Genomic DNA, 21472 nt, shown 5'->3' on the forward strand with positions numbered 1-21472 from the left:
TGAAAGCAATTAATACTTCGTCACCAGACAGCTATAGCCTGCGACCTGCAACCTATTATCTGCCACCTAATACCTGCAACCTACCTAGGAATCTCTATTCCCTCTAAGATCTGACGTATAATTTCATCTGCCGTTAAGCCTTCCATTTCGCGTTCAGGAGAAACGATGACTCTGTGTCTTAATACGGCATAGCTTGCTTCTTTGATGTCTTCAGGGGTTACAAAGTCTCTTCCTCTCATCGCTGCAAAGGCTTTTGAAGCCGTAAGCAATGCCAGAGAAGCTCTTGGAGAAGCTCCCAGATACAAGAACTGGTTTTCTCTTGTATTGACGATGATTTTTGCAATATATTCCATCAGATGAGCCTCTACAATAATCTCTTTTACAAGATTCTGATAGCTTTTTAATTGCTCTGCCGTAATGACACGGTTCACTCCTTCCGTCTTATCTTCTTTTCTACTTTCGTGCTGATTTCTGATGATCGCGATCTCCTGTTCAAGATTCGGGTATCCTACATTGATTTTAAATAGGAAACGGTCCAGCTGTGCTTCAGGAAGCCTGTAGGTTCCTTCATGCTCTATCGGGTTTTGAGTTGCTACAACCAGAAATGGTTCGTCCATTATGTAACGGATTCCATCCATTGTGATCTGTCTCTCTTCCATGACCTCAAACAGGGCTGCCTGGGTTTTCGCAGGGGATCTGTTGATCTCATCAATTAATATAAAACTGGAAAAGATCGGGCCTTTCTTAAATTCAAATTCAGAGTTTTTTACACTGAAAACGGAAGTTCCCAAAATATCCGAAGGCATAAGGTCCGGTGTAAACTGGATTCTGCTGAAGCCTACATCTATTGTTTTGGCGAGAAGCTTTGCCGTAATGGTCTTCGCTACTCCCGGAACTCCTTCAATCAGGACGTGCCCGTTTGATAAAAGTGCCGCAATAAGATGTTCGATCATGCTTTCCTGACCGACAATTACTTTGGCTATTTCAGCTTTGACCTTCTCTAAGCTGGCGCGAAGCTCGATCATATCAATTCTCGACTGAAACTGATCTTCCTGTTTATTTAGATTGATAGAACTTTTATTTTCTACGTTTTGATTTTCAAGGTTGTCCATAATTTTCTATTTGTGGTTTTTAGTCTATGGTTCTAATTTATCGGACTTCTTATATCCGGCTTTATATATCGGACTACACATATCCGGCTCATCTATCGGACTTCATCCGATCTTTTGTTAAATCGTCCCGTTGGGACTCTTACTTTATTCTATAATGTACCAATTTCTCAGTCAGGCAGTTTACCAATATTCATTGTTACATTGTTACATTGTTACATTGTTACATTGCTACATTGCTACATTGCTACATTGTTACATTAATAACTTATCTCAAAATCTCATCAAGAAGCCTGTTCATTCTGGTGAGGTCTTCTTTCATTACGTTGGCATAAGGATCCTGACCTTTTTTTATCAGAGCTATGGCTTCATGGATCATTTCCATTGTTTTCCCGGTTTTCAAATGAAGTTTTTTGGCAAATTCTTCATCCAGATTTTGGGTATCAATCAGGAAATCCATTCTTACTTTGTTCAGAAAATATTGGCCTTTTTTCGCCATCATATCATGAAAATCACCTTCCTGAAGATAAAGATTTCCAATACTTTTTACAAAATCTAAGGAAGTATTTTTGAGCGGCTCTACAACAGGCACTATCCGTTGTTTTCTTTTGGCATTAAAGAAAATAAACAAGACAAGTCCGCCCAAAAGTACCCACCATGCATACTTCAATGCCGGATTGGAAAGTACAAACCTCATAAAGAAGCGTGAAACTTTGGTATCATTTTCAACAAACCAGATGGTTTCCCTATCCTGAAGATAAGAAAAAACATCCTGTGCATATTTTATACTGCCTGGTTTCAGCAGATAATAATTGGTAAGGAAAAGCGGTTCACTGTGAACATAGATCGTTCCTTTTCCAAAACTGACTTTAATAAAATTGGCCTGATCCGAATTATCTTTTTCTACCGTTTTCCCCAGTACTTCCACTTTAGGTTTGATATACGAAAAGCCTCTGCCTGACGGAAATTTATCCAGTTTAATAAAATCATTCTGGTATTCTCTATCCGTAAGTTTCAATACATTTTCTTCTGCAAAAGAAATATCCGCACTATGATAACCGATGGTATCTGAAATATCTTTCGGGACACGGCTTATCAAAATCATTGCATCTGAACCTTCTGATACCTGATCCAGAATTTTTTTCCAGGACTGCTTATCCAGTTCCTTTTCAATGACAACGATATTGTGTGCTCCCTTTTTGTTTCTGCTGTAATAGTCGTAAGGTGCCTCTTCTATTTTTCTCAGATTATTTTTAAAAAGATCTTTGGCTTCATTATTAAAAACAAACAACCCGAAAGGAGATTTCTCTTCAATATTGAAATTCTTACGCCAGCTTATTCTTTCCTTTTTATTGACTTCAAGCAATGCCAGAATAACCATCACAACGATGAATATCACAGCATATATTTTGAAGGTTTTTTTCATGATTAATAGTTTAATTAAGGCTTAAATGCCTGATACTGGTTTTTAAATTTGAGATAGCTTTGTTCGTCAATACTGAATTCTCCGTACCAGACATAATCGAAAATATAAGAAAGGCCTGAAAATTCACTTTTCAGATCTCCGTCTTTCAGTTCTGCAACATAGTCTTTATTGGTCTTTTCGGGATTCCAATTGATTTGTTTTTTGTCACTCAGTTTTTTAAGGATAAACAGGAATTGGTAACGAACTGCCGAACGGTAATCTCCTTCTCTTTCAAATTTGGCTATACTTTCCGGGAAATTGATTTCATGGATATTTTCATGAAGCTCTTCCGCATTGATGTCTATTTTTTTATTTTTCTTTCCGAAGAACAGATTTCCATCTTTTCCAAGGAGGAATTTAATGATAAAATAAAGAAGGAATCCTACCAGAATAATGGCAAACAAACGGATTAAAATGGTGGTAATTTGTGCAGAATTAGTGAAAACAGTTTCTCCAAAAATGCTTTGCAAAATTCTGTCAATCCTGCGCATCAGCTTTTGGAAGAATGACTCTTTCGGTTTTGATACCGAATAATCAAATTCGTTTCCTTTATATCTGGACTGAATATTTTCTTTAAACTTTTTTGGGTGGAGCGTATTTTCTGAAACCGGCTTCAGGATCAGTACGGAATCTGCACGGAGCATATTCCTGTAATGTCCCGTTCCTAAAGAATCTACGATATAATCTTCCACCGTTTCACCTCCATCGTCATCCTGCGCAGAAACAGGACATATGGAGAAAAAGATCAGCAGAAAAAGCAAGAATTTATTCATTAATACCGATAGTTTCTATTTCTTCAAGTTCAATTTTCGTGTGCAGGTCTGTTCTGCTGTCATAATACATCAATCCTGCATTGATGAACATCAGATTGTAAAGGATTAATGTTGCCAATATAGAAACTCCATACAATAAAAAGAGAATAATTCCCATTGCTCCCGTGAAAGGATTCGCTTCAAAATTCCCGTCCGGAGCAGAGGTAAGAATGGACCCGTACATAAATATCATCGGAACAAATGTGAATACAGAGGTAATCATGTACATAATAATGAACATGATGATGGATGCTCCCCAATATTTCCAATACGGAGATTTTTCACTTCCATTCGGATATGAAAACTGGGATCTTATGGAATAACTTAAGCTTTCCAAAAAGCCCCGTTTTGTATTGAAATAGTCGTACATCAAAAATGAAGACACATTAAATACGGTAGGATATACAAGCAAAATAAGGAAAAACCCGATAAAGATAAGCAGCAGCAGATAGGAAAATCCAAGAAGAATCATTGATACCGGAAATACAATCACCAGCATTCCCAGGCTGATTTTAAAGATGCGTCCTGCATTGGTTTTAAAATCATTAAGGATCTCATCTATTTTCACTTGCTGAGCGCCTTCAACGATCCTTTTCATATAAAAAACAGGATACAGATAATTGACAATTCCCAGAAGAACAAAAAGTATAAAAACCAATATTCCTACTATCGTAAGCATTCCCGCATTATCTGAAAAATATTTTTCAAAATAATAACTTTCACCATTGAGATTTCCCCCAACCAACTGTCCGAGGATCTCTCTGAATCCAAAAATCACCACAGCGATTGTCAGGATTAACAGTAGCCCGTTGATCAGAATATAATTTTTAAAATAATTTTTTCCGTATAATTTGAAAAAATTAAAGCTGTCACTGATGAAAGCTCCAAATTCTCTTTTTTTATAAAACTGCATCATTGGTGTGGGTATTAATTCTTTTATAAACCACCGAAGGATAAACGAAATAGTAAAACCCTATAATGGCCAGTGACGTGATTATTAATGCTAAGTTGACAACCAGTGGCATTTTTAAAGCATGTCTTGTGACGTATCCTTCAATAATTCCGGCGCAGATCGTAAACGGAACGGTACTCAGGAAAATCTTAAACGAATCTTTAAAACCGGTTTTAAAGGAATTAAATCTTGAAAAAGTTCTCGGAAACAGGATACTTGCCCCTAAAATCAATCCGCACATTGCTTCAACCACCATTGCAAAGATTTCAAAAACCCCGTGAAGCCAAATTCCTCTTGCACTGTCTTTCAAAGCTCCGTAATCATAGAAAAAATACTGGAAAGAACCTAGCATAACGCTGTTCGAAAGCAAGGCATACAAAGTACCTACGCCTCCGGTAACTCCGTAAATGTATAATTTCGCGCCCACAGTGATGTTATTAAAAATGATTCCAATGGTACTTCCCCATGTGGAACCGCTCTGGTAAACGCCTACAGCATTTCCTTTTTTAATATTTTCTATGGTTTCGTTGACATATTCTTCACCAAGAATAATATTGGCAAAATCTTTATCATAAGCTCCGGAAAGCACACCTATTGCTGTAAAAAGAATGAAAAACAGAAAAGCATACAAAAGATATCTCCTGTACTGGTATACCAACAGGGGAACTTCTGTTTTGAAGAAATACATCAACCTGTTCTCCTCTACTCTTTTGGTTTTATAAATCTTCTGGAACATTTGCGAAGACAAATGATTCAGATAAACCGTAGTGTTACTTTTAGGATAATAGGACTGTGCAAATGAAAGATCATTGATCAGGTTGATATACAGCGAAGACAGGTCATCAGGATTTTTTTTTACTTTCCCTTGAATAACCTGTTCAATTCCCAACCATTTTTCTTTATTTTGTTTAATGAAATAAACTTCTCTCATAATTGTAAGGCTAAAATAATAAAAATTATGTCTCAAATTGCGATAAATACCTCACAAAATGTAAATATTAACTTTAATATTGCAAGTGTCGGAGAAAGAATGCTTGCCTTCATTATCGATTTCCTGATCAAGGTGGCTTATGTCATTATTGTACTCTACCTTTTCTTCAACATTTTGGATCTTGGGTATTTATTGGATGGGCTGGATCAGTGGTCTATCATGGCAGTTTATATTGTCCTGACTTTTCCGGTTTACATTTATCCTGTAGTTCTGGAAAGCCTTATGGAAGGACAGACACCCGGAAAAAAACTCATGAAGATCCGGGTGGTAAAAATAGACGGCTACCAGGCCAGCTTCGGTGACTATCTGATCCGATGGATGTTCCGCCTGATTGATACGACTGCCGCCGGTGTTGTAGGTTTAATCTCTATGATTGTTTCCAAAAACAACCAGCGTCTGGGGGATATTGCTTCCGGTACCGCTGTGATTTCTTTAAAAAACAACATCAATATTTCCCATACCATTCTGGAAAATATCAACGAAGATTATATTCCGTCATTCCCTCAGGTCATCGCCTTAAGTGATAATGATATGAGGATCATTAAAGATAATTACACCAAAGCACTGAAAATAGATGACCGCCAGATCATCAGTAAACTTTCAGATAAGATCAAAAGCATTTTAAAACTGGAAATTGATCCGAAGATGACGGAAAGACAGTTTATTAATGTGGTGATCAAGGATTATAACTATTATACGGGGAAGGAGAATTGATGGAGATGTTAATGGTCAATTTCGCTGCGCGAGTGAATGGTCAATTTTTGCTGCGCAAGTGAATGGTCAATCGTCAATTGATTACATTACAAAAAAAATTTACACTGTTTAATCAAGTTAAAAAATTGACTGCGAAGCAAATTCACTATTCACTATTGACGGATAACGATGGTTGGCAATGGTCAATTTTGCTGCGCAAGTGAATGGTCAATCGTCAATTAATAATGGTAAAAAAGGATAGTCCTCCTATTTAAACACATCAAAAAAATTGACTGCGAAGCAAATTCACTATTCACTATTGACATTTCCCATAATCCCTGTCGGTGCAATTTTTGTATCTTTCAATACCAAAGCTTAGCATTATGAAATTTGAGAACAATAAATCAGGAAATGGTGGCGTACTTACGCTGAACAACGAAACCAAAGAAGTAGGAAGACTGACGTATACTATTTTTCCTGAAGACAGTAAATTTATTATTTCATTCGTACTCGTACACCCTGAATTTGAAGGGCGCGGACTGGGAAAATATCTGGTTGAGGAGGCCATAAAATTTGCAAGAGAAAACAACTGGAAAGTGTATCCGCACTGTTCTTATGCAAGAGCCGTAATGACCCGAATGAGTGATGTGGATGATATTTTTCTAAAGAGCTAAAACATCTTTCACCAAAATCTCCTCGATATTATCCGGGTAATCTACTTGTAAGTGATGATCTGAAGCGACCCATTCCATAATTTCCTGAAGTTTTAATACTTTGGAGTTCGGAATTCCCATCAAATCCAGAGCACAGGCGTTGCATTCTTGCTCGTACTGGTTATGAATTGGGATCACAAAGAGTTTTTTATCCATGAAAAGCGCTTCTGCGGGCGTTTCAAAACCAGCATTGCAAAGAATTCCATCACAGCTTTCAAAATATTTCAGATACTGCATCTCATCGATGGGGAAAACTTCTACATTTTTCACTTTCACCTGTACTTTGCTGTGTTTTGAGAATACTTTCCACTGTACAGGAATCTGTTTCAGAACTTTGATGATATTTTCGTCTGCAAAACTTGGAAGATAAACGAGATAATAACCTTTCTTATCGGGATTAAGGTTTCGGATTTTATGTCTGATCACAGGTTTTTTAATCTGCGGATGGTAATTTTCAAAGTGGAAACCTATTTTTCTTTTGCTGGGAACGTAATATTTCAGGATCAGTTCACCCAGAAAATCTTTATGTTTCGGCTTTGGTGTTTCGGCAAAACTCATGGAAGCCTGATGGCTCAGTTCGATCATCGGCAGCTTTTTTAATTTCCCTGCCCAACCGGTGAGAGGTTCATAATCATTAATGATCAGATCATACTGTGAAAGCTCCAGTTCCCGGATTGTTTTGGCTGCTTCAAGAAATTTATTCTCGGTAAACGTTTTACGATAGGATAAACCTCCTGTTTTGTTGTAAAGAAGAGAAATACCCCGATATTGATAATTAAGGTCAAAATCAGCCTTTAATTGCGACTGATGCCCACTGATCAATGTATCGACTGAAGCATATTTTTTGAGGATAGGAATAATTTCCTGCGCCCGTGCCACATGGCCGTTCCCTGTCCCTTGAAATGCATACAAAACCTTCATTTATGAAAAATTAGTTACTATTTTCAGAAGTTCAGAACTGTCCATGTCCTGGATTTCTTCTGCTTCGTCGTCTTTAAGTGAATCTTTGTGATCGTCATAATAAAAGATTTTCCATTCTTTATCATGGTATTCAAGAGCGGAAAGGTTTTCTATCCAGTCTCCGGAATTCAGATAGGTGCATGATCCTTTTTTATTAACAACTTCACGGATCTGAGGCTGATGAATGTGCCCGCAGATCACATAATCGTAATGATTGTCTATAGCCAGTTCTGAAGCAGTGAGTTCAAAATCTCCGATATACTTCACCGCCTTCTTTACATTGTTTTTGATCTTCTTTGAAAATGAATATTTTTCTCTGCCCATTTTCTCCAGAAACCAATTGACCATATTATTGATGACAATCAGGAGATCATAGCCTTTTCCTCCTAATTTTGCAATCCATTTAGAATGCTGTACAGAGGCATCGAAAACATCACCATGAAATATCCAGGTCTTTTTCTGATCAATATCCAGACAGATCTTGTTGCAGACTTTCAGTTTTCCTAATTCGAAATCCGTAAACTTCCGGAACATCTCATCATGGTTGCCCGTAATGTAGTAGACCTGTGTATTTTTATTAGTAGCGAATGAAAGGATCTTTTTGATCACCTTCAAATGAGGTTTAGGGAAGTAAGACTTTTTAAACTGCCAGATATCGATAATATCACCGTTCAAAACTAGTGTTTTAGGCTGGATAGAATTGAGATACCGTAACAGCTCTTTAGCCTTACATCCATAAGTTCCCAAATGAACATCCGATATGACAACTAACTCAACGTTTCTTTTCATAGTTTTATACAAAGAAACTAATTGAAAGTTAACTGTATATGAATGCTATATTATTTTTTACAGCGAGTTCATCAGCTCTTCTGTGATTTCCATATTGTGATACACGTTCTGTACGTCATCATCGTCTTCAAAGCGCTCCAGCATCTTCATATTCGCTTTGAACTGTTCTGCATTCACTTCTTTAATATTGTTTGGAATTCTCTGAAGTTCTGCGCTTTTCGCTTCAATTTTCAATTCATCTAATTTATGAGACAGTGAACCGAAGTCTTCGAAAGCCGTTGTAATCATTACTTCCTCTTCATCTTTCTCCACATCTTCTGCACCTCCGTCTATCATTTCCATTTCGAAATCATCCCAATCCATTTTGATCTGAGACAAATCAAGAGTAAAAATACCTTTCCTGTCGAAGATAAAAGCAAGTTCTCCATTCTTCCCAAGGTTACCGTCGAATTTATTGAAGATCGCTCTTACGTTGGCTACAGTTCTCGTTGGGTTATTGGTTGTACATTCTACAAAGAATGCTACTCCACCCTGCCCGTATCCTTCGTACGTAATCTCTTCATAGTTTTCAGCATCAGCACCACCGGCTTTTTTGATGGCTCTTTCTACGTTATCTTTAGGCATATTGGCACCCTTGGCATTCTGGATACATCTTCTTAAAGCCGGATTGGCTTCAGGATCTGTTCCTCCGGCTTTTACAGCCAGTGCAATGTCTTTACCTATCTTGGAGAAAGTTTTGGCCATTTTATCCCATCTGGCCATTTTAGAAGCTTTTCTATATTCAAATGCTCTTCCCATTTTAATTTTTAAATTTTCAACAAAATTAACTAAAAGTCAACAAAAAAAAAATACCTCCAATACAATTGGAGGTATTCATTATTTAGAAAAATTAATTATTTTTTCTTTTTAGCTGGAGCTTTTTTCTTAGCTGGAGCTTTCTTAGCTTTTTTCACTACAGTTTTCTTCTCTACAACGTCTAGATCAGATTTCTGAAGTGCATCCCAAGCAGCACCGTTTACAGCCTCAACTACAACTTTTCTGTCAACCATTCTGTCTGCGTCAGAAGCTTTTTCAGAAACAGTAGCGTCTCTTTCACCAACTCCTACAGATTTTAACTGGTTAGCGCTAACACCTCTAGCTTCTAGAGCACCAACTACTGAAGCAGCTCTTTGTCTAGAAAGTTTCAAGTTATAGTTATCAGCACCTTTCTTATCTGTGTGACCAGTTACTAAGAATGTACCGTCAGAAGATTGCTTAATAATCTTAGCCGCTTCATCTAACTTAGTGCTAGATTCTGGTCTGATTGTAGCTTTGTTGAAATCGAATAAGATACCTTTAAGAGCACCTGTAGCTTCAACTCCGATTACTTCTTTTGGTTTAGGACATCCGTTGTATTCTGGAAGACCTGGAACTGTAGGACAAGCGTCATCTTTATCTAAGATTCCGTCACCGTCTGTATCTGGCCAAGGACAACCGTTGTTTTCTGCAGGACCTGCAACAGTAGGACAAGCATCATCTTTGTCGATAACACCATCACCATCTGTATCTGGCCAAGGACAACCGTTGTTTTCAACTGGACCAGCTACTTCTGGACATTGATCGTCTTTATCTGGAACTCCGTCACCGTCAGTATCAGGACATCCCTGGAATTCTGGAAGACCTGGAGTATCTGGACAAAGATCATCTTTATCTAGGATACCATCCTTATCTCTATCTCTGTTACCGAATCTGAATAAGATCGATGCAGAAGCTTGCCAGAAGTTAGCAACTGTAGATTTATCACCTGGAGTTGACACGTAGTCACCTTGTACACCAAGACCGAAGTTCTTAGTTACCCAGAAGTTAACACCAGCACCTGTAGAAACTGTAAAGTGGTTAGCTTTACCATTTTCGTTACCACCGTCTCCGTTAGGAACAGAATTACCATTGTAATCGTTTCTTGGGAAAGTAAGTGCAGTATAGTCATGTCTCAGGTAGTTAGCACCAACTCTTAAATATGGATCGAACCAAGATTCTTCATTCCATAAAAGACCAGCTGCTTTAGCCTGGAAACCAAGACCTGTCATAAGGAAGAATTCTTTCCCCATGTTGAATCTCTTGTTATCTACATTACCTACGGAAGTCTGCCAGTCGATAACTAAACCTTTACCGATGTTTCTAGCAACTGTTAATTTAGATAATGGAGGTGTAATAGAGAAGTTGTTCACATTGAACATCGTCTTCGTTAAATTATTAGCAGAGAACGTGTTACTGAATCCTGTCTGTGCTGCCTTGTGGTTTTCGGCATGAGCACCAACTCCGATCAACCACGGATTGTTGGTAGTCTGCGCGAAGACAGTAGAGGCTACAGTAAGCGCCAATGCTGAAATTCCTAATTTTAGATTTTTCATAGAATTAAATGATTAAATAATTGATAATGCAAAATAAATATAATTTTTCTTTATATACAAAGTTTTTTGAATGATTTTTAACTTTTCTTTAATATTCTGTCCAGGTTACGTTTATTTTCTCTATCTTTTATCGCTTCCCTTTTATCAAAGAGTTTTTTCCCTCTGGCAAGCGAAATCAAGACTTTTGCTTTCCCCTTATCTGTGATATATAACTTAAGAGGTATAACTGTGTTCCCTGCATCCTTTAACTTCTTTTCAAGTTTCTGCAATTCTTTTTTGTGCAACAGCAATTTCCGTTCCCTTTTTGTTTTGTGATTGTAAAAAGTTCCCAGTTTATACTCATCAATCATCATATTAATAATGTATAACTCCCCATCAATAAACTGACAGAAGGATTCTGTGATAGACGCCTTGGATGAACGTAAAGATTTTATTTCCGTACCCGTCAAAACCATCCCAGCTTCATACTCTTCAAGGATTTCATACTCAAAACGGGCTCTTCTGTTTAATATACTGACTGTTTTTTCGATCTTCATTTTAAAAAATTCGTGTAATTATATTGGACTGGACGGCCCAATCCTTCACTAAGGTGTATTACGGGACTCTTTTCTGATTTAATTTCATTAATGAAATATAGAAAAAATACCCCACATTTAAAAACTTGACTATTACATTATTACGAAATACCCAAATTCTTTTCGTAATTTTGCGCCAAATTTACAAAACTATATGTTAACAGTATCTAACTTATCTTTACAATTCGGGAAAAGAGTTCTTTTTGACGAGGTAAATATTATGTTTACCAAAGGAAACTGCTACGGGATTATCGGAGCAAACGGTGCGGGAAAATCTACATTCCTTAAAATATTAACAGGAAAGCAGGATCCAACGACAGGGCATGTATCTTTGGAACCGGGGAAAAGAATGTCAGTTTTGGAGCAGGATCACTTTGCTTACGATCAATTTACTGTTCTTGAGGCTGTTTTAAGAGGTAATAAAAAATTATACGAAATAAAAGAAGAGATGGATTCTTTATATGCTAAAGAAGACTTCTCTGATGAAGACGGAATCAAAGCTGGTGAGCTGGGTGTAATCTATGATGAAATGGGCGGATGGACTGCTGAATCTGATGCACAGACAATGCTTTCAAATGTTGGGATTAAGGATGGCATGCACTGGCAGATGATGAGTGAACTTGAGAACCAGGACAAAGTAAAAGTTCTTTTGGCTCAGGCACTTTTCGGAAACCCGGATGTATTGATTCTGGATGAACCTACGAATGACCTTGATATTGATACGATAGCCTGGTTAGAAAATTTCCTTGCAGATTACGAAAACACAGTAATTGTGGTTTCTCACGACCGTCACTTCCTGGATACCGTTTGTACGCACATCGGAGATTTAGATTATGCGAAACTTAACCTTTACACAGGTAACTATACTTTCTGGTATCAGGCTTCTCAGCTGGCGACAAGACAAAGAGCTCAGGCTAACAAAAAGGCGGAAGAAAAGAAGAAAGAACTTCAGGACTTCATCGCAAGATTCAGCTCAAACGTTGCAAAAGCTAAACAGGCTACAGCGAGAAAGAAAATGATCGATAAACTAAACATCGATGATATTAAGCCATCTTCAAGAAGATATCCTGCCATCATTTTCGAAATGGAAAGAGAGGCCGGAGATCAGATTTTAGATGTAAAAGGTCTTGAAAAAACTAAAGACGGAGAACTGTTATTCTCAAACATCGACCTAAACCTTAAAAAAGGAGATAAAGTTGCTGTTCTTTCTAAAAGCTCTTTAGCCATCACAGAATTTTTCGAAATTCTTGCTGGAAATGTTCAGGCGGATCAGGGAACTGTGGCTTGGGGAGTTACGACTAACCAATCTCATATGCCGTTGGATAATACAAAATTCTTCCAGGAAGATATCAGCCTGGTAGATTGGTTGAGACAATTCACTAAAAACGACGAAGAGCGTCACGAGGAATTCGTAAGAGGATTCTTAGGAAGAATGCTTTTCTCAGGTGATGAAGCTCTAAAATCTTGTACAGTACTTTCAGGAGGTGAAAAAATGAGATGTATGTTCAGCAGAATGATGCTTCAGAAAGCAAACATTCTTTTATTAGATGAGCCTACCAACCACTTAGACCTTGAAAGTATCACAACGTTGAACAACTCATTGTCTAACTTCAAAGGAAACCTTCTGTTATCATCTCATGACCACGAAATGCTTCAGACTGTCTGTAACAGAATCATCGAATTGACTCCTACAGGAATCATCGACAGAGAAATGACTTACGATGAATACCTTGCTGACAAAAAAGTAAAAGAACTTAGAGAAAAAATGTATTCTTAATTTCTTAAGATCACATTCAACTTTAAATAAAAAAATTCCTCAAAAACAACTTTGAGGAATTTTTATTTTATAATGTAAATTCAATTATTTAGTAAGCTTCGTTTTAGGAAGAGCTACCGTTCCCGGATCTTTCCACAAGCCGTCTTTTTCTGCTCTCTTCTTAATAGCCTGAGCTCTTTTTTCACTGTCAGGGTGAGAGTTAAACATTTTTTGAAAACCGGTCTGAGTGCTTCCTTCAGAAAGCAGGGCCAGTTTCTTGAATGCCGAATACGCTCCTACTACATTATAGCTGTTTGCTTTCATAAAGTCATAAGAATATGTATCTGCCTCAGATTCCTGCTTTTTGCTGTGAGAAGCATCCAGAAATTCGTTCGCCATTTTCCCTACCTGACTTTCGTTTAGTGCCGCTACCGTTCCTGAAGCTGATGATGCCGCATCCAATGCCGCTGCCTTTAAATAAGCAGATTTAATAGCATCTTTAGTATCCTGGTTCTTTACGTGTCCGATTTCATGTCCGATAACTGCTAAAAGCTCCTCATCCGTCATGATATCCATTAAAGAAGAAAACACTCGCACACTTCCGTCTGCACAGGCAAAAGCGTTGATATCCTTTACTTTATACACTTTATAGTTCAGTGCAAGTCCGTCCTGAGATTTGTGTTTTCCGAAAAGTTTGTTCAGTCTTACCGTATAAGGATCTTTTGGACCTGCAACCTCGTTGTTTTTGTCCATCCAATCCACAGATTCCTTAGACAGTTTCACGGCGTCTTCGTTAGTAAACGTAAGGGCTTTTGCTCCTTTCGAAACAATACCTGCAGCTTTTCCAAGATTGATTTTCTGTGCTGATACAGCATTCATTGCCCCTAAGAATAAAAGGCAGAGAGTCATTTTTTTCATAATCATTTTTAATTTGGACCGCGAAGATAGATAATTTTTTTTAACATTCAGTAAGTCAAGTTCATCCTTAATCATTTCAAAATGCTGTTTTTTTTCCTTATTTTTGTGAAATGAGTCAGAAATGGATTTACAAGCCGGAACCCGATGAGGAAGTTGTGGACAGATTAAGTTCGTCACTTGGTTTTGGTACTTTTGAATCTAAACTCCTCGTTTTAAGGGGAATTGACAATTATCAAAAGGCCAGAGAATTCTTCAAACCCAACCTTACCGATATACACAGTCCGTTCTTAATGGCAGATATGCAAAAAGCTGTAGAGCGCATTGCCACAGCCATTGAAAACGGAGAAAAGATACTTGTTTACGGAGATTACGATGTAGACGGAACTACTGCTGTTGCCGTCATGTACCTTTACCTCAGCAAAATTGTTGAGAAAAAATACTTAGATTATTACATCCCGGACAGGAATTCCGAAGGATACGGAATCTCTACCGAAGGTATTGATTTTGCCAAAGAAAACGGCTTTTCACTGATCATTGCTTTAGACTGCGGTATCAAAGCTATTGACATGATCAACTACGCCAAAGAAAAAGACATTGATTTTATCATCTGCGACCATCACCTTCCGGGTGACGAGATCCCTGATGCTGCAGCTGTTCTGGATCCTAAGAGAAATGACTGCAGATATCCTTTTAAAGAACTTTCAGGATGTGGTGTCGGCTTCAAGCTGTGCCAGGGGCTGAATACCATCTATAAAATTCCGGAGGCTGAATTATTTGAGCTTACCGATCTTCTTGCTATTTCCATTGCTGCGGATATTGTTTCCATGACCGGCGAAAACAGGGTACTTGCTAAAATGGGACTTAAAGTTCTGAGAAAAACAAGAAACCTTGGATTAAGATTATTAATTCCGGAAGATAAACTGTCGCACTTCGAAATTTCAAATATTGTTTTTGAGATTGCTCCGAAGATCAATGCAGCAGGAAGAATTTCCCACGGAAAAGCAGCTGTGGAACTTATGGTTTCCGACAACCTGAAACATGCGAATCAGATTGTGGGCGACATTATGAATCTGAATGACGAAAGACGTGAACTCGATATGAATTCCACGCTTTCGGCATTGAACCAGATCATTGAATCCCAGCAACAGAGTAAACATTCCACCATCGTTTATCATCCGGACTGGAACAAGGGCGTGATAGGTATCGTAGCCTCAAGGCTTATCGAAACGTATTATAAACCTACTTTGGTATTCACAGACGGAAACAATGGGGAAATGGTGGCTTCGGCCAGATCTGTTTCTGATTTTGACGTTCATGAAGCGCTTGATATGTGCTCTGAATATTTCCTTAAATTCGGCGGACATCATGCTGCTGCAGGACTTTCCATGGAAAAGGATAAGTTTGAAGCTTTCAAGATTAAATTCGAACAAATCGTTTCTGAAAAAATCCAGGAACATCAGCAGGAACCTTCCGTTACCATTGATTCTGAAATCAAAGTGGATGAGATCAACCGTGAGTTTATCAATTTCCACAGAAAACTGGCCCCTTTCGGACCTCACAATATGAAACCGATCCTTACGCTTACCAACCAGAAGCTTTCCGGATATGTGAAAACAATGGGGAAAGACAACAATCACCTGAAGTTTTACATCAAGCAGGAATCTACAGGAAGAAATATAGAGTGTGTAGGCTTCAAACTGGGACAGCATGCTGAAGATTTTAAAAACAAAAACTTCGACCTTGCTTTCACGTTAGAAGAAAATCACTGGAAAGGAAATGTAACGCATTATTTGAATATTAAAGATGTAAAGTTTAGGGATTAGGAGCTGCTACCTGCAACCTTTTACCTACCATCTGCTACCTGACAACTCATGAAAAAAATCGGCTTATTTTTCGGTTCTTTCAATCCGATCCACATCGGACATTTAATTCTGGCCAATTACATCCTGGAACATACTGACATGGATGAATTATGGTTTGTAGTAAGCCCACAGAACCCTTTTAAAGATAAAAAATCACTTCTTAAAGATCATAACAGGCTGGATATGGTACAGCTCGCGGTAAAAAGCTATCCTAAAATGAGAGCTTCTAATGTCGAGTTTTCACTTCCCAAACCAAGTTATACGATTGACACACTGACTTATCTTCATGAAAAGTATCCTGATCATTCTTTCAGCCTGATCATGGGTGAAGATAATCTGAGCAGCCTTCATAAATGGAAAAATGCTGAACTTCTGATCAAAAATCATCATATCATTGTATATCCAAGAGTTTTTGAAGGGGAAAAGAAAGATTCGGAATATTTGCAGCATGAGAACATTTCCATGATCAAAGCACCCGTTATAGAACTTTCTGCTACGGAGATCAGAAATATGATCAAAGAAGGAAAAAATGTACGTCCTATGCTTCCACCGGAAGTTTTTGAATATTTGGACGGAAGCAGTTTTTATAAGTAATTTTGCAAGAAAGAAATTAGAAGCTAGAAATTAGAAGTTAGATTCCAATACGGCCTGCTATTTTTCAATTTATATATCAAGACATGGAGTTTATCGAAAATTTTTTCTTAAAATATCCTCAGGATAAAGTGATCAGATGGTTTAGACAAATCTGTCTGGCTGAAGCTGTTTCATGGTTTTTCCTGTTTACCGCAATGATCTGGATACGCGTGGATCCGGAAGGTATTTTCCCGATTGTCTATATCAGTACTATTGGAAGTATTCACGGATTATTTTTTACATTGTATCTGATCTTTCTCCCTGCGATAAGAAAAACATTTACCTGGGATGATGAAGACAGTGTCTTTGCTTTAATTTCAGCGTTTTTTCCTTTTGCAACGATCTGGATAGACAAAAAATTAGCCCGCTTCGACAGAGAATAACCATACGACATAAAAAAAGGACCGAGATGGTCCTTTTTTATTTAAGTTATAATGATAAATGATTAAAGATCTCTGAGTACATGCCCATTGGCTGTGAATGTATGGGTTCCGTTCGTATCTGTATACGTTCCGTTTACCGTAAAATCAATATACGCTCCTACTGCACCGAAGCTGGTCACCTGAACCACTACATTTCCATTACTAGAGGTGAAATATCCTCCGGAAAACTCAAAAGTATAATCTGTCGTAAAACTTCCCGGAACTCCAAGCATATTATTTTGATTCATAAAGAAAGAATTCCCGGCAGGTGATGTAGAATTAATTCTTAATTGTTTGGCAGGCATATTCGGGCTGGTTGAAGTAAGGCCAGACCATTGAGCATACATACTTCCCAAAACATATTTCACATTCTGATTATCAATTTTATAACTGATAAACTCATTCACTGAATTACAAACCGAAAGATTGGTAAAATTCATCACCGGTGCATTGGCTGTGAAAGGAATTTCTCCTGAAGTCTGCAGGTTGGCATAATCATAAGCTTCCAAAATAAATTGCGGATTCGCCGTACATGAATACACATTGAATGAAAAGCTACCTGTATTGCTTACCGGAACTGATGTGTACTGAAAATAATTGGTACCCGCCGCTGGTCTTAACAGCACATAGCCATCCGTAACATCAGTATTGGCGCATGTTTTCAGATTCCCCTGTATGGTGTACTGATTTCCTGTAGAGGTTACCGTAATATCAGGCAAAGTCATAGTAGTTCCCACTGCTACAGGGGCTACATTGGATGTATAAATCACCGTATTACAAACATCGTACACTTTAAGAACAAGCGTTTCGTTGGCCGGAATAATTCCTGTAACGGCACCCAGGTTATCCGTCATACCATAGGTTTCATAGGCCTGGCTGCTTCTTTTTAAACTCACCTTTGTATTCACCATTGGTAAGCCTGCCGGATTTTTCACTGTCACTTTCAGGATGGCCTGCTGAAACTGTGCATCGCAATTCCACCAGGAGAAATGATTTACGTTTCCTACATAGGTATTCCCCACCTTCGTTGCAGAACCTTCTTCGTTCCACATTCCTGTATTCTCATCGTATGACCATAGCGGAATTGTATTCGGAGAAGTTGAAGTCTGTGATGCATCGATAGGAACTGTCATTTCAGCGGTATGTCCGGTTGCAATCTGTAATTTTTGTCCTGAGCTTCCTGTAAGCTGAACATGTACCATTCCGAAGGTTTCCATGATTCTTGCACCTCCGCCGGAGTTGGTTGCCAGAAGAGAACCGGGCATTAATTCAGTCAGATACTGATTGGATGATGCTAAATTATACAACGCTACATTCACACTTCCGCTGTACGCATTTCCGCTGGCGTCTTTGAAACTTCCGTCGAATTTTACTTTTGTTCCGTTAGGTAAAGAAACGGTAGAAGTTGCTCCTGAATTGATACTTGCAGTGGTGGTTGCAGGGATCATCATGATATTCACACGGTTCATTCCACCTGTTGGAACCATTACTCTTGAACCATCTACAAATCCGGATTTTGTTACTTTCACAAGGGCAAAGTTTTCCTTCACATTGGCATTTTTAAACGTAAAAAAACCTTTGAAATTGGTTTGAACCGTAGCCGATCCAATGGTTACCGTGGCTCCGCTTACAGGATTTCCGCCGGTATCAAGTACTACGCCCTGAAAATTTCTTTGTACTGTGCTTCCAAAATTAAAATTGGATTCAGGGATTGGGCTGCTGTCATCAATGTCTATATATGTTTCATTTTTACATGAAAATATTAACAATAATAACAACAATAGAGGATAAATTTTTCTCATATGTTATTAATTTTTGGTTTATACTAAATTAATCATAAAATGAATACATCGGTATTTTATTCAATTTTTCAACACATTTTTTTACATCTGAATAACTTTCAATCTCTGACATTAAAAATTTTTAGTCAAAAAGACCAGGATTAAGTGGTAAAGAAGTGAGACATTGCGGCCTCACTTCTCAATTATTATTTCCAGATAGTCCTATTGTGGAATTTTTATGCCTGGTATTACCTGTACAGGTAATTTTGGGCCTAGTTCTTTACAGGCAAATTTGCTTGAATGTTTATAAACAGGTAAACCATTCACCGTAGAGGAAGGTACCGGCTGATTGGCCGTGCTGATTACCGAAATATCTACAGGCATGGTGTAGCATCCTGTAAAGCCGTTCTGCACAAAGTTTTCATACGCAATATTTCCTCCGGCAGACACTATTTTCAATTTTGCATTGACTACCGTTCCTGCCATTTTAAACCTGACCTGTCCTGTGAGTACTTCTTTATGAGGATTTCCCGGTACAACAATAAATTTTGTACAGCAAACAGGCGTTGCCGTAACGGTACCAGAGGATGAAGACTGAGGACCTTCTACAATAACCGTAAAACAGCCTATTGAACAGGTAGTACCCGAAGATGGACATTTTACATTAACACAAATGGTATTTGTTCCTACGTTCAGACTTGAAAAAGGAATTAATCTTGCAGAAGGATTCTGTCCATTAGTATGGTTAAATGGATTTCCGCCTGAACTTACCGTAGCAGGACTTCCATTCGTGAAAATAGTGATGATGGAAGCCCAAATTCCTGTATTTAATGAATTGTAAGGATGCGGTGATGCTTCAACTCTTAAGAATTTTGAAGAATTTGCCGGGTTATACGGAATCGTCAAAGTCCCACCGGGATTTATTGACGGACCGCTGACATTAGGAAATTGCACAGAAGCCGTGGGTGAGCTTAGACAAACACAATTGCTTGATTTTGACTGAATTTCATCCGTTATCTCTGAACTCTTTGGGTTATTGTAATCCTTTTTTGAAAAGATGCTAAAGATTATTCCTGCATTCAAGCCTAAAGCATTGAGTCTGTTTTTTGTTTCCAGTGTTTCATATCTGCCTGCCATTATCTGATCAATACTGTAAAAGCCTTCACTGTTCGGGGCTCCGTTAGGTTTGAAGATGGTTGTTGTATTTTTTACATTCGGGCCTGCCAGGTAGCTTCCTTCTACAAAAAATCCTATTCTTCCCGGAAAATAAGACAGTCTCAGTTTGGGGATGACGCCCAGACCATCGGTTTTTGAAATCATCCTTTTTGATGTTTCAAAACTTCGGACCTGCCCATTGACACTCGAAGTCTGAATAGCCGTAAACGAACTTTCCTTTGAACTGATATAGGCGGCATTCATAATAGGTGATATTGTAAATTTGTTGAAGGAAAAATTAGACTGAAGCCCTAGTTCTCCTATGAAACCATTCTGTCGGCTTCCATTACCTATTTCCGTTTTAAATGAAGGTGGCGAAGACTGTCCTGCAATATTGTAAAAAGGTCCTTCAGGTTTATATTCTTTTTTCATTCCGAAAAATCCGGCACCTCCGTTCAGCCCCAGTGAGGTATAATTTGTTTCCGAACCGTTCAATGTAAAAACAGGAACGTACAGATTAATATTTCCATTCAATCCGTTTCCAACATGGCTCTCCTGTCCATAAGTATTTCCTGGAAACAATCCACCTCCGCCTACAGAAACCAGAAGATTTCCTCCCGGATTTTTCCCACCTTTCACAATAACCCCTTTGATGGGTTGTCCCGGTCTTTCTTCCTGTGCACCAGCCGTCACAAAAAGTAAGACCCATAATAAGACCGCTGTCTTTCTCATAAAAGTAAATTTGCTTTTCATAATATTTTGTTTTTAGAATTGTTTCTCAAAATTCATTTAAAACAAAACATAAAAAAATCCCTAATTATAGGGACGTTCCAAAAGCTGAATACAGAATTTTTCAGCGTTTTTACTCCTTTATATTTTTAAAATACCATGAGACCGCTTCGCCCAAAGAAGATACGTGAAGTTTGTTATAAATATGCTTGATGTGGGTATTTACGGTAGAATAGCCTATTTCCAGTTTATCAGCAATCATCTTGTAACTAAGCCCGTCTGACAGCAGTTTTAGGACTTCCTGTTCTTTTTTTGTCAAAAGTTTCTGCTGTGCCGTAGGCTGGAAATATTCCAGGACACGCTTTGCAATAGCCGGATTCATAAAAGCTCCGCCTTCGTAGATTTCTTCAATAGCCTGAAGAATTCTCCTCGGGTTATCACTTTTTAAAATATAACCGCTGGCCCCACTGGAAATAGAACGGAACACCTTTTCACTGTCGTCAAAAGCAGTCTGAACCAGAACATTGATATGAGGAAATCTGGATTTAATAATTTTCAGGCCTGTTATTCCGTCCACCACCGGCATATTGATATCCATTAAAACGATATCCGGCTGATACTTCTCCATTTCCTCTTTCACATGTTCACAGTTGAGCGCATCCCCGATATATTTCATATTCTCTGAAAGCTCAATAAGGCTTCTCATACTGTGCAGGCGTTCCTGGCTATCGTCGTAGGCAAATATTTTAATCATGGTGTGATACTGC

The 21472-nt window shown here is 38.2% G+C and carries 20 protein-coding genes; 6 read left to right on the forward strand and 14 right to left on the reverse strand.

Translation table 11 applies throughout. The features are described from left to right. Positions 1 to 80: 80 nt before the first annotated feature. From IW22_RS09145 to IW22_RS09165, 5 genes are all read right to left on the reverse strand, one after another. Entirely contained in the window at positions 81 to 1112 is a 1032-nt protein-coding gene (locus tag IW22_RS09145) for an AAA family ATPase (RefSeq protein WP_034725889.1), read from the reverse strand. Between the two features lie 265 nt (positions 1113 to 1377). Then, complete coding sequence (locus IW22_RS09150; protein WP_034725891.1) at positions 1378 to 2535, reverse strand: hypothetical protein; 1158 nt, start codon at positions 2533 to 2535, stop codon at positions 1378 to 1380. 14 nt (positions 2536 to 2549) lie between these two features. Further along, positions 2550 to 3347: a hypothetical protein gene (locus IW22_RS09155; RefSeq protein WP_034725893.1), complete on the reverse strand. Its 798-nt coding sequence runs from the start codon at positions 3345 to 3347 to the stop codon at positions 2550 to 2552. Next, positions 3340 to 4302, reverse strand: a complete 963-nt coding sequence (locus IW22_RS09160) for a DUF4013 domain-containing protein (RefSeq protein ID WP_034725895.1) — start codon at positions 4300 to 4302, stop codon at positions 3340 to 3342. Before IW22_RS09160 ends, IW22_RS09155 begins: the two co-directional genes overlap by 8 nt. Then, positions 4286 to 5269 (reverse strand): stage II sporulation protein M, encoded by a 984-nt coding sequence (locus IW22_RS09165; protein ID WP_034725897.1) that lies wholly within the window; start codon positions 5267 to 5269, stop codon positions 4286 to 4288. The genes IW22_RS09160 and IW22_RS09165 overlap by 17 nt, the downstream gene beginning before the upstream one ends. A 27-nt stretch (positions 5270 to 5296) precedes the next feature. Here IW22_RS09165 and IW22_RS09170 point away from each other — a divergent pair, with 27 nt between their 5' ends. Beyond that, entirely contained in the window at positions 5297 to 6043 is a 747-nt protein-coding gene (locus tag IW22_RS09170; RefSeq protein WP_034725899.1) for an RDD family protein, read from the forward strand. Between the two features lie 362 nt (positions 6044 to 6405). Next, the gene (locus IW22_RS09175; RefSeq protein ID WP_034725901.1) at positions 6406 to 6696 is read left to right on the forward strand and encodes a GNAT family N-acetyltransferase; all 291 of its coding nucleotides are present in this window, start codon (positions 6406 to 6408) and stop codon (positions 6694 to 6696) included. Here the strand turns inward: IW22_RS09175 and IW22_RS09180 are convergent. From IW22_RS09180 to smpB, 5 genes are all read right to left on the reverse strand, one after another. Next, on the reverse strand, positions 6685 to 7656 hold the full coding sequence (locus IW22_RS09180; RefSeq protein WP_034725904.1) for a glycosyltransferase family protein: 972 nt from the start codon (positions 7654 to 7656) through the stop codon (positions 6685 to 6687). The genes IW22_RS09175 and IW22_RS09180 overlap by 12 nt on opposite strands. Further along, positions 7657 to 8484, reverse strand: a complete 828-nt coding sequence (locus IW22_RS09185; protein WP_034725906.1) for a UDP-2,3-diacylglucosamine diphosphatase — start codon at positions 8482 to 8484, stop codon at positions 7657 to 7659. A gap of 57 nt (positions 8485 to 8541) precedes the next feature. After that, a complete protein-coding gene (locus tag IW22_RS09190) occupies positions 8542 to 9282 on the reverse strand; it encodes a YebC/PmpR family DNA-binding transcriptional regulator (protein ID WP_034725909.1) in 741 nt (246 codons plus the stop codon). 95 nt (positions 9283 to 9377) lie between these two features. After that, positions 9378 to 10874, reverse strand: coding sequence for an OmpA family protein (locus IW22_RS09195; RefSeq protein WP_034725910.1), 1497 nt, complete (start codon positions 10872 to 10874; stop codon positions 9378 to 9380). A gap of 77 nt (positions 10875 to 10951) precedes the next feature. Then, on the reverse strand, positions 10952 to 11410 hold the full coding sequence (smpB, locus tag IW22_RS09200; protein ID WP_034725913.1) for an SsrA-binding protein SmpB: 459 nt from the start codon (positions 11408 to 11410) through the stop codon (positions 10952 to 10954). A 193-nt stretch (positions 11411 to 11603) separates the two neighbouring features. Between smpB and IW22_RS09205 the strand changes: the two genes are divergently transcribed. Further along, positions 11604 to 13226, forward strand: a complete 1623-nt coding sequence (locus tag IW22_RS09205) for an ABC-F family ATP-binding cassette domain-containing protein (RefSeq protein ID WP_034725916.1) — start codon at positions 11604 to 11606, stop codon at positions 13224 to 13226. An 84-nt stretch (positions 13227 to 13310) separates the two neighbouring features. Here the strand turns inward: IW22_RS09205 and IW22_RS09210 are convergent, their stop codons facing one another. Next, positions 13311 to 14123, reverse strand: a complete 813-nt coding sequence (locus IW22_RS09210) for a M48 family metallopeptidase (RefSeq protein ID WP_034726145.1) — start codon at positions 14121 to 14123, stop codon at positions 13311 to 13313. 110 nt (positions 14124 to 14233) lie between these two features. On the opposite strand from IW22_RS09210, the gene recJ reads away from it, so the two are divergent. The 3 genes from recJ (at position 14234) to IW22_RS09225 (ending at position 17001) form a co-directional block, all read left to right on the forward strand. After that, the gene (gene recJ, locus IW22_RS09215) at positions 14234 to 15946 is read left to right on the forward strand and encodes a single-stranded-DNA-specific exonuclease RecJ (RefSeq protein WP_034725919.1); all 1713 of its coding nucleotides are present in this window, start codon (positions 14234 to 14236) and stop codon (positions 15944 to 15946) included. Between the two features lie 48 nt (positions 15947 to 15994). After that, complete coding sequence (gene nadD / locus IW22_RS09220; protein WP_034725922.1) at positions 15995 to 16579, forward strand: nicotinate (nicotinamide) nucleotide adenylyltransferase; 585 nt, start codon at positions 15995 to 15997, stop codon at positions 16577 to 16579. Positions 16580 to 16662: 83 nt separating this feature from the next. After that, positions 16663 to 17001 carry a DUF3817 domain-containing protein gene (locus tag IW22_RS09225; RefSeq protein ID WP_034725924.1) on the forward strand — a complete coding sequence of 113 codons (339 nt, stop codon included), beginning with the start codon at positions 16663 to 16665 and terminating at the stop codon, positions 16999 to 17001. Positions 17002 to 17063: 62 nt separating this feature from the next. Here IW22_RS09225 and IW22_RS09230 read toward each other — a convergent pair whose 3' ends face one another. From IW22_RS09230 to IW22_RS09240, 3 genes are all read right to left on the reverse strand, one after another. After that, positions 17064 to 18842, reverse strand: a complete 1779-nt coding sequence (locus IW22_RS09230; protein WP_117616579.1) for a carboxypeptidase-like regulatory domain-containing protein — start codon at positions 18840 to 18842, stop codon at positions 17064 to 17066. Between the two features lie 201 nt (positions 18843 to 19043). After that, positions 19044 to 20729, reverse strand: a complete 1686-nt coding sequence (locus IW22_RS09235; protein WP_034725930.1) for a hypothetical protein — start codon at positions 20727 to 20729, stop codon at positions 19044 to 19046. Between the two features lie 109 nt (positions 20730 to 20838). After that, positions 20839 to 21459, reverse strand: coding sequence for a response regulator (locus IW22_RS09240; RefSeq protein ID WP_034725933.1), 621 nt, complete (start codon positions 21457 to 21459; stop codon positions 20839 to 20841). Between the last annotated feature and the right edge of the window lie 13 nt (positions 21460 to 21472).

Source organism: Chryseobacterium sp. JM1 (assembly GCF_000737715.1).
Taxonomy (GTDB): domain Bacteria; phylum Bacteroidota; class Bacteroidia; order Flavobacteriales; family Weeksellaceae; genus Chryseobacterium.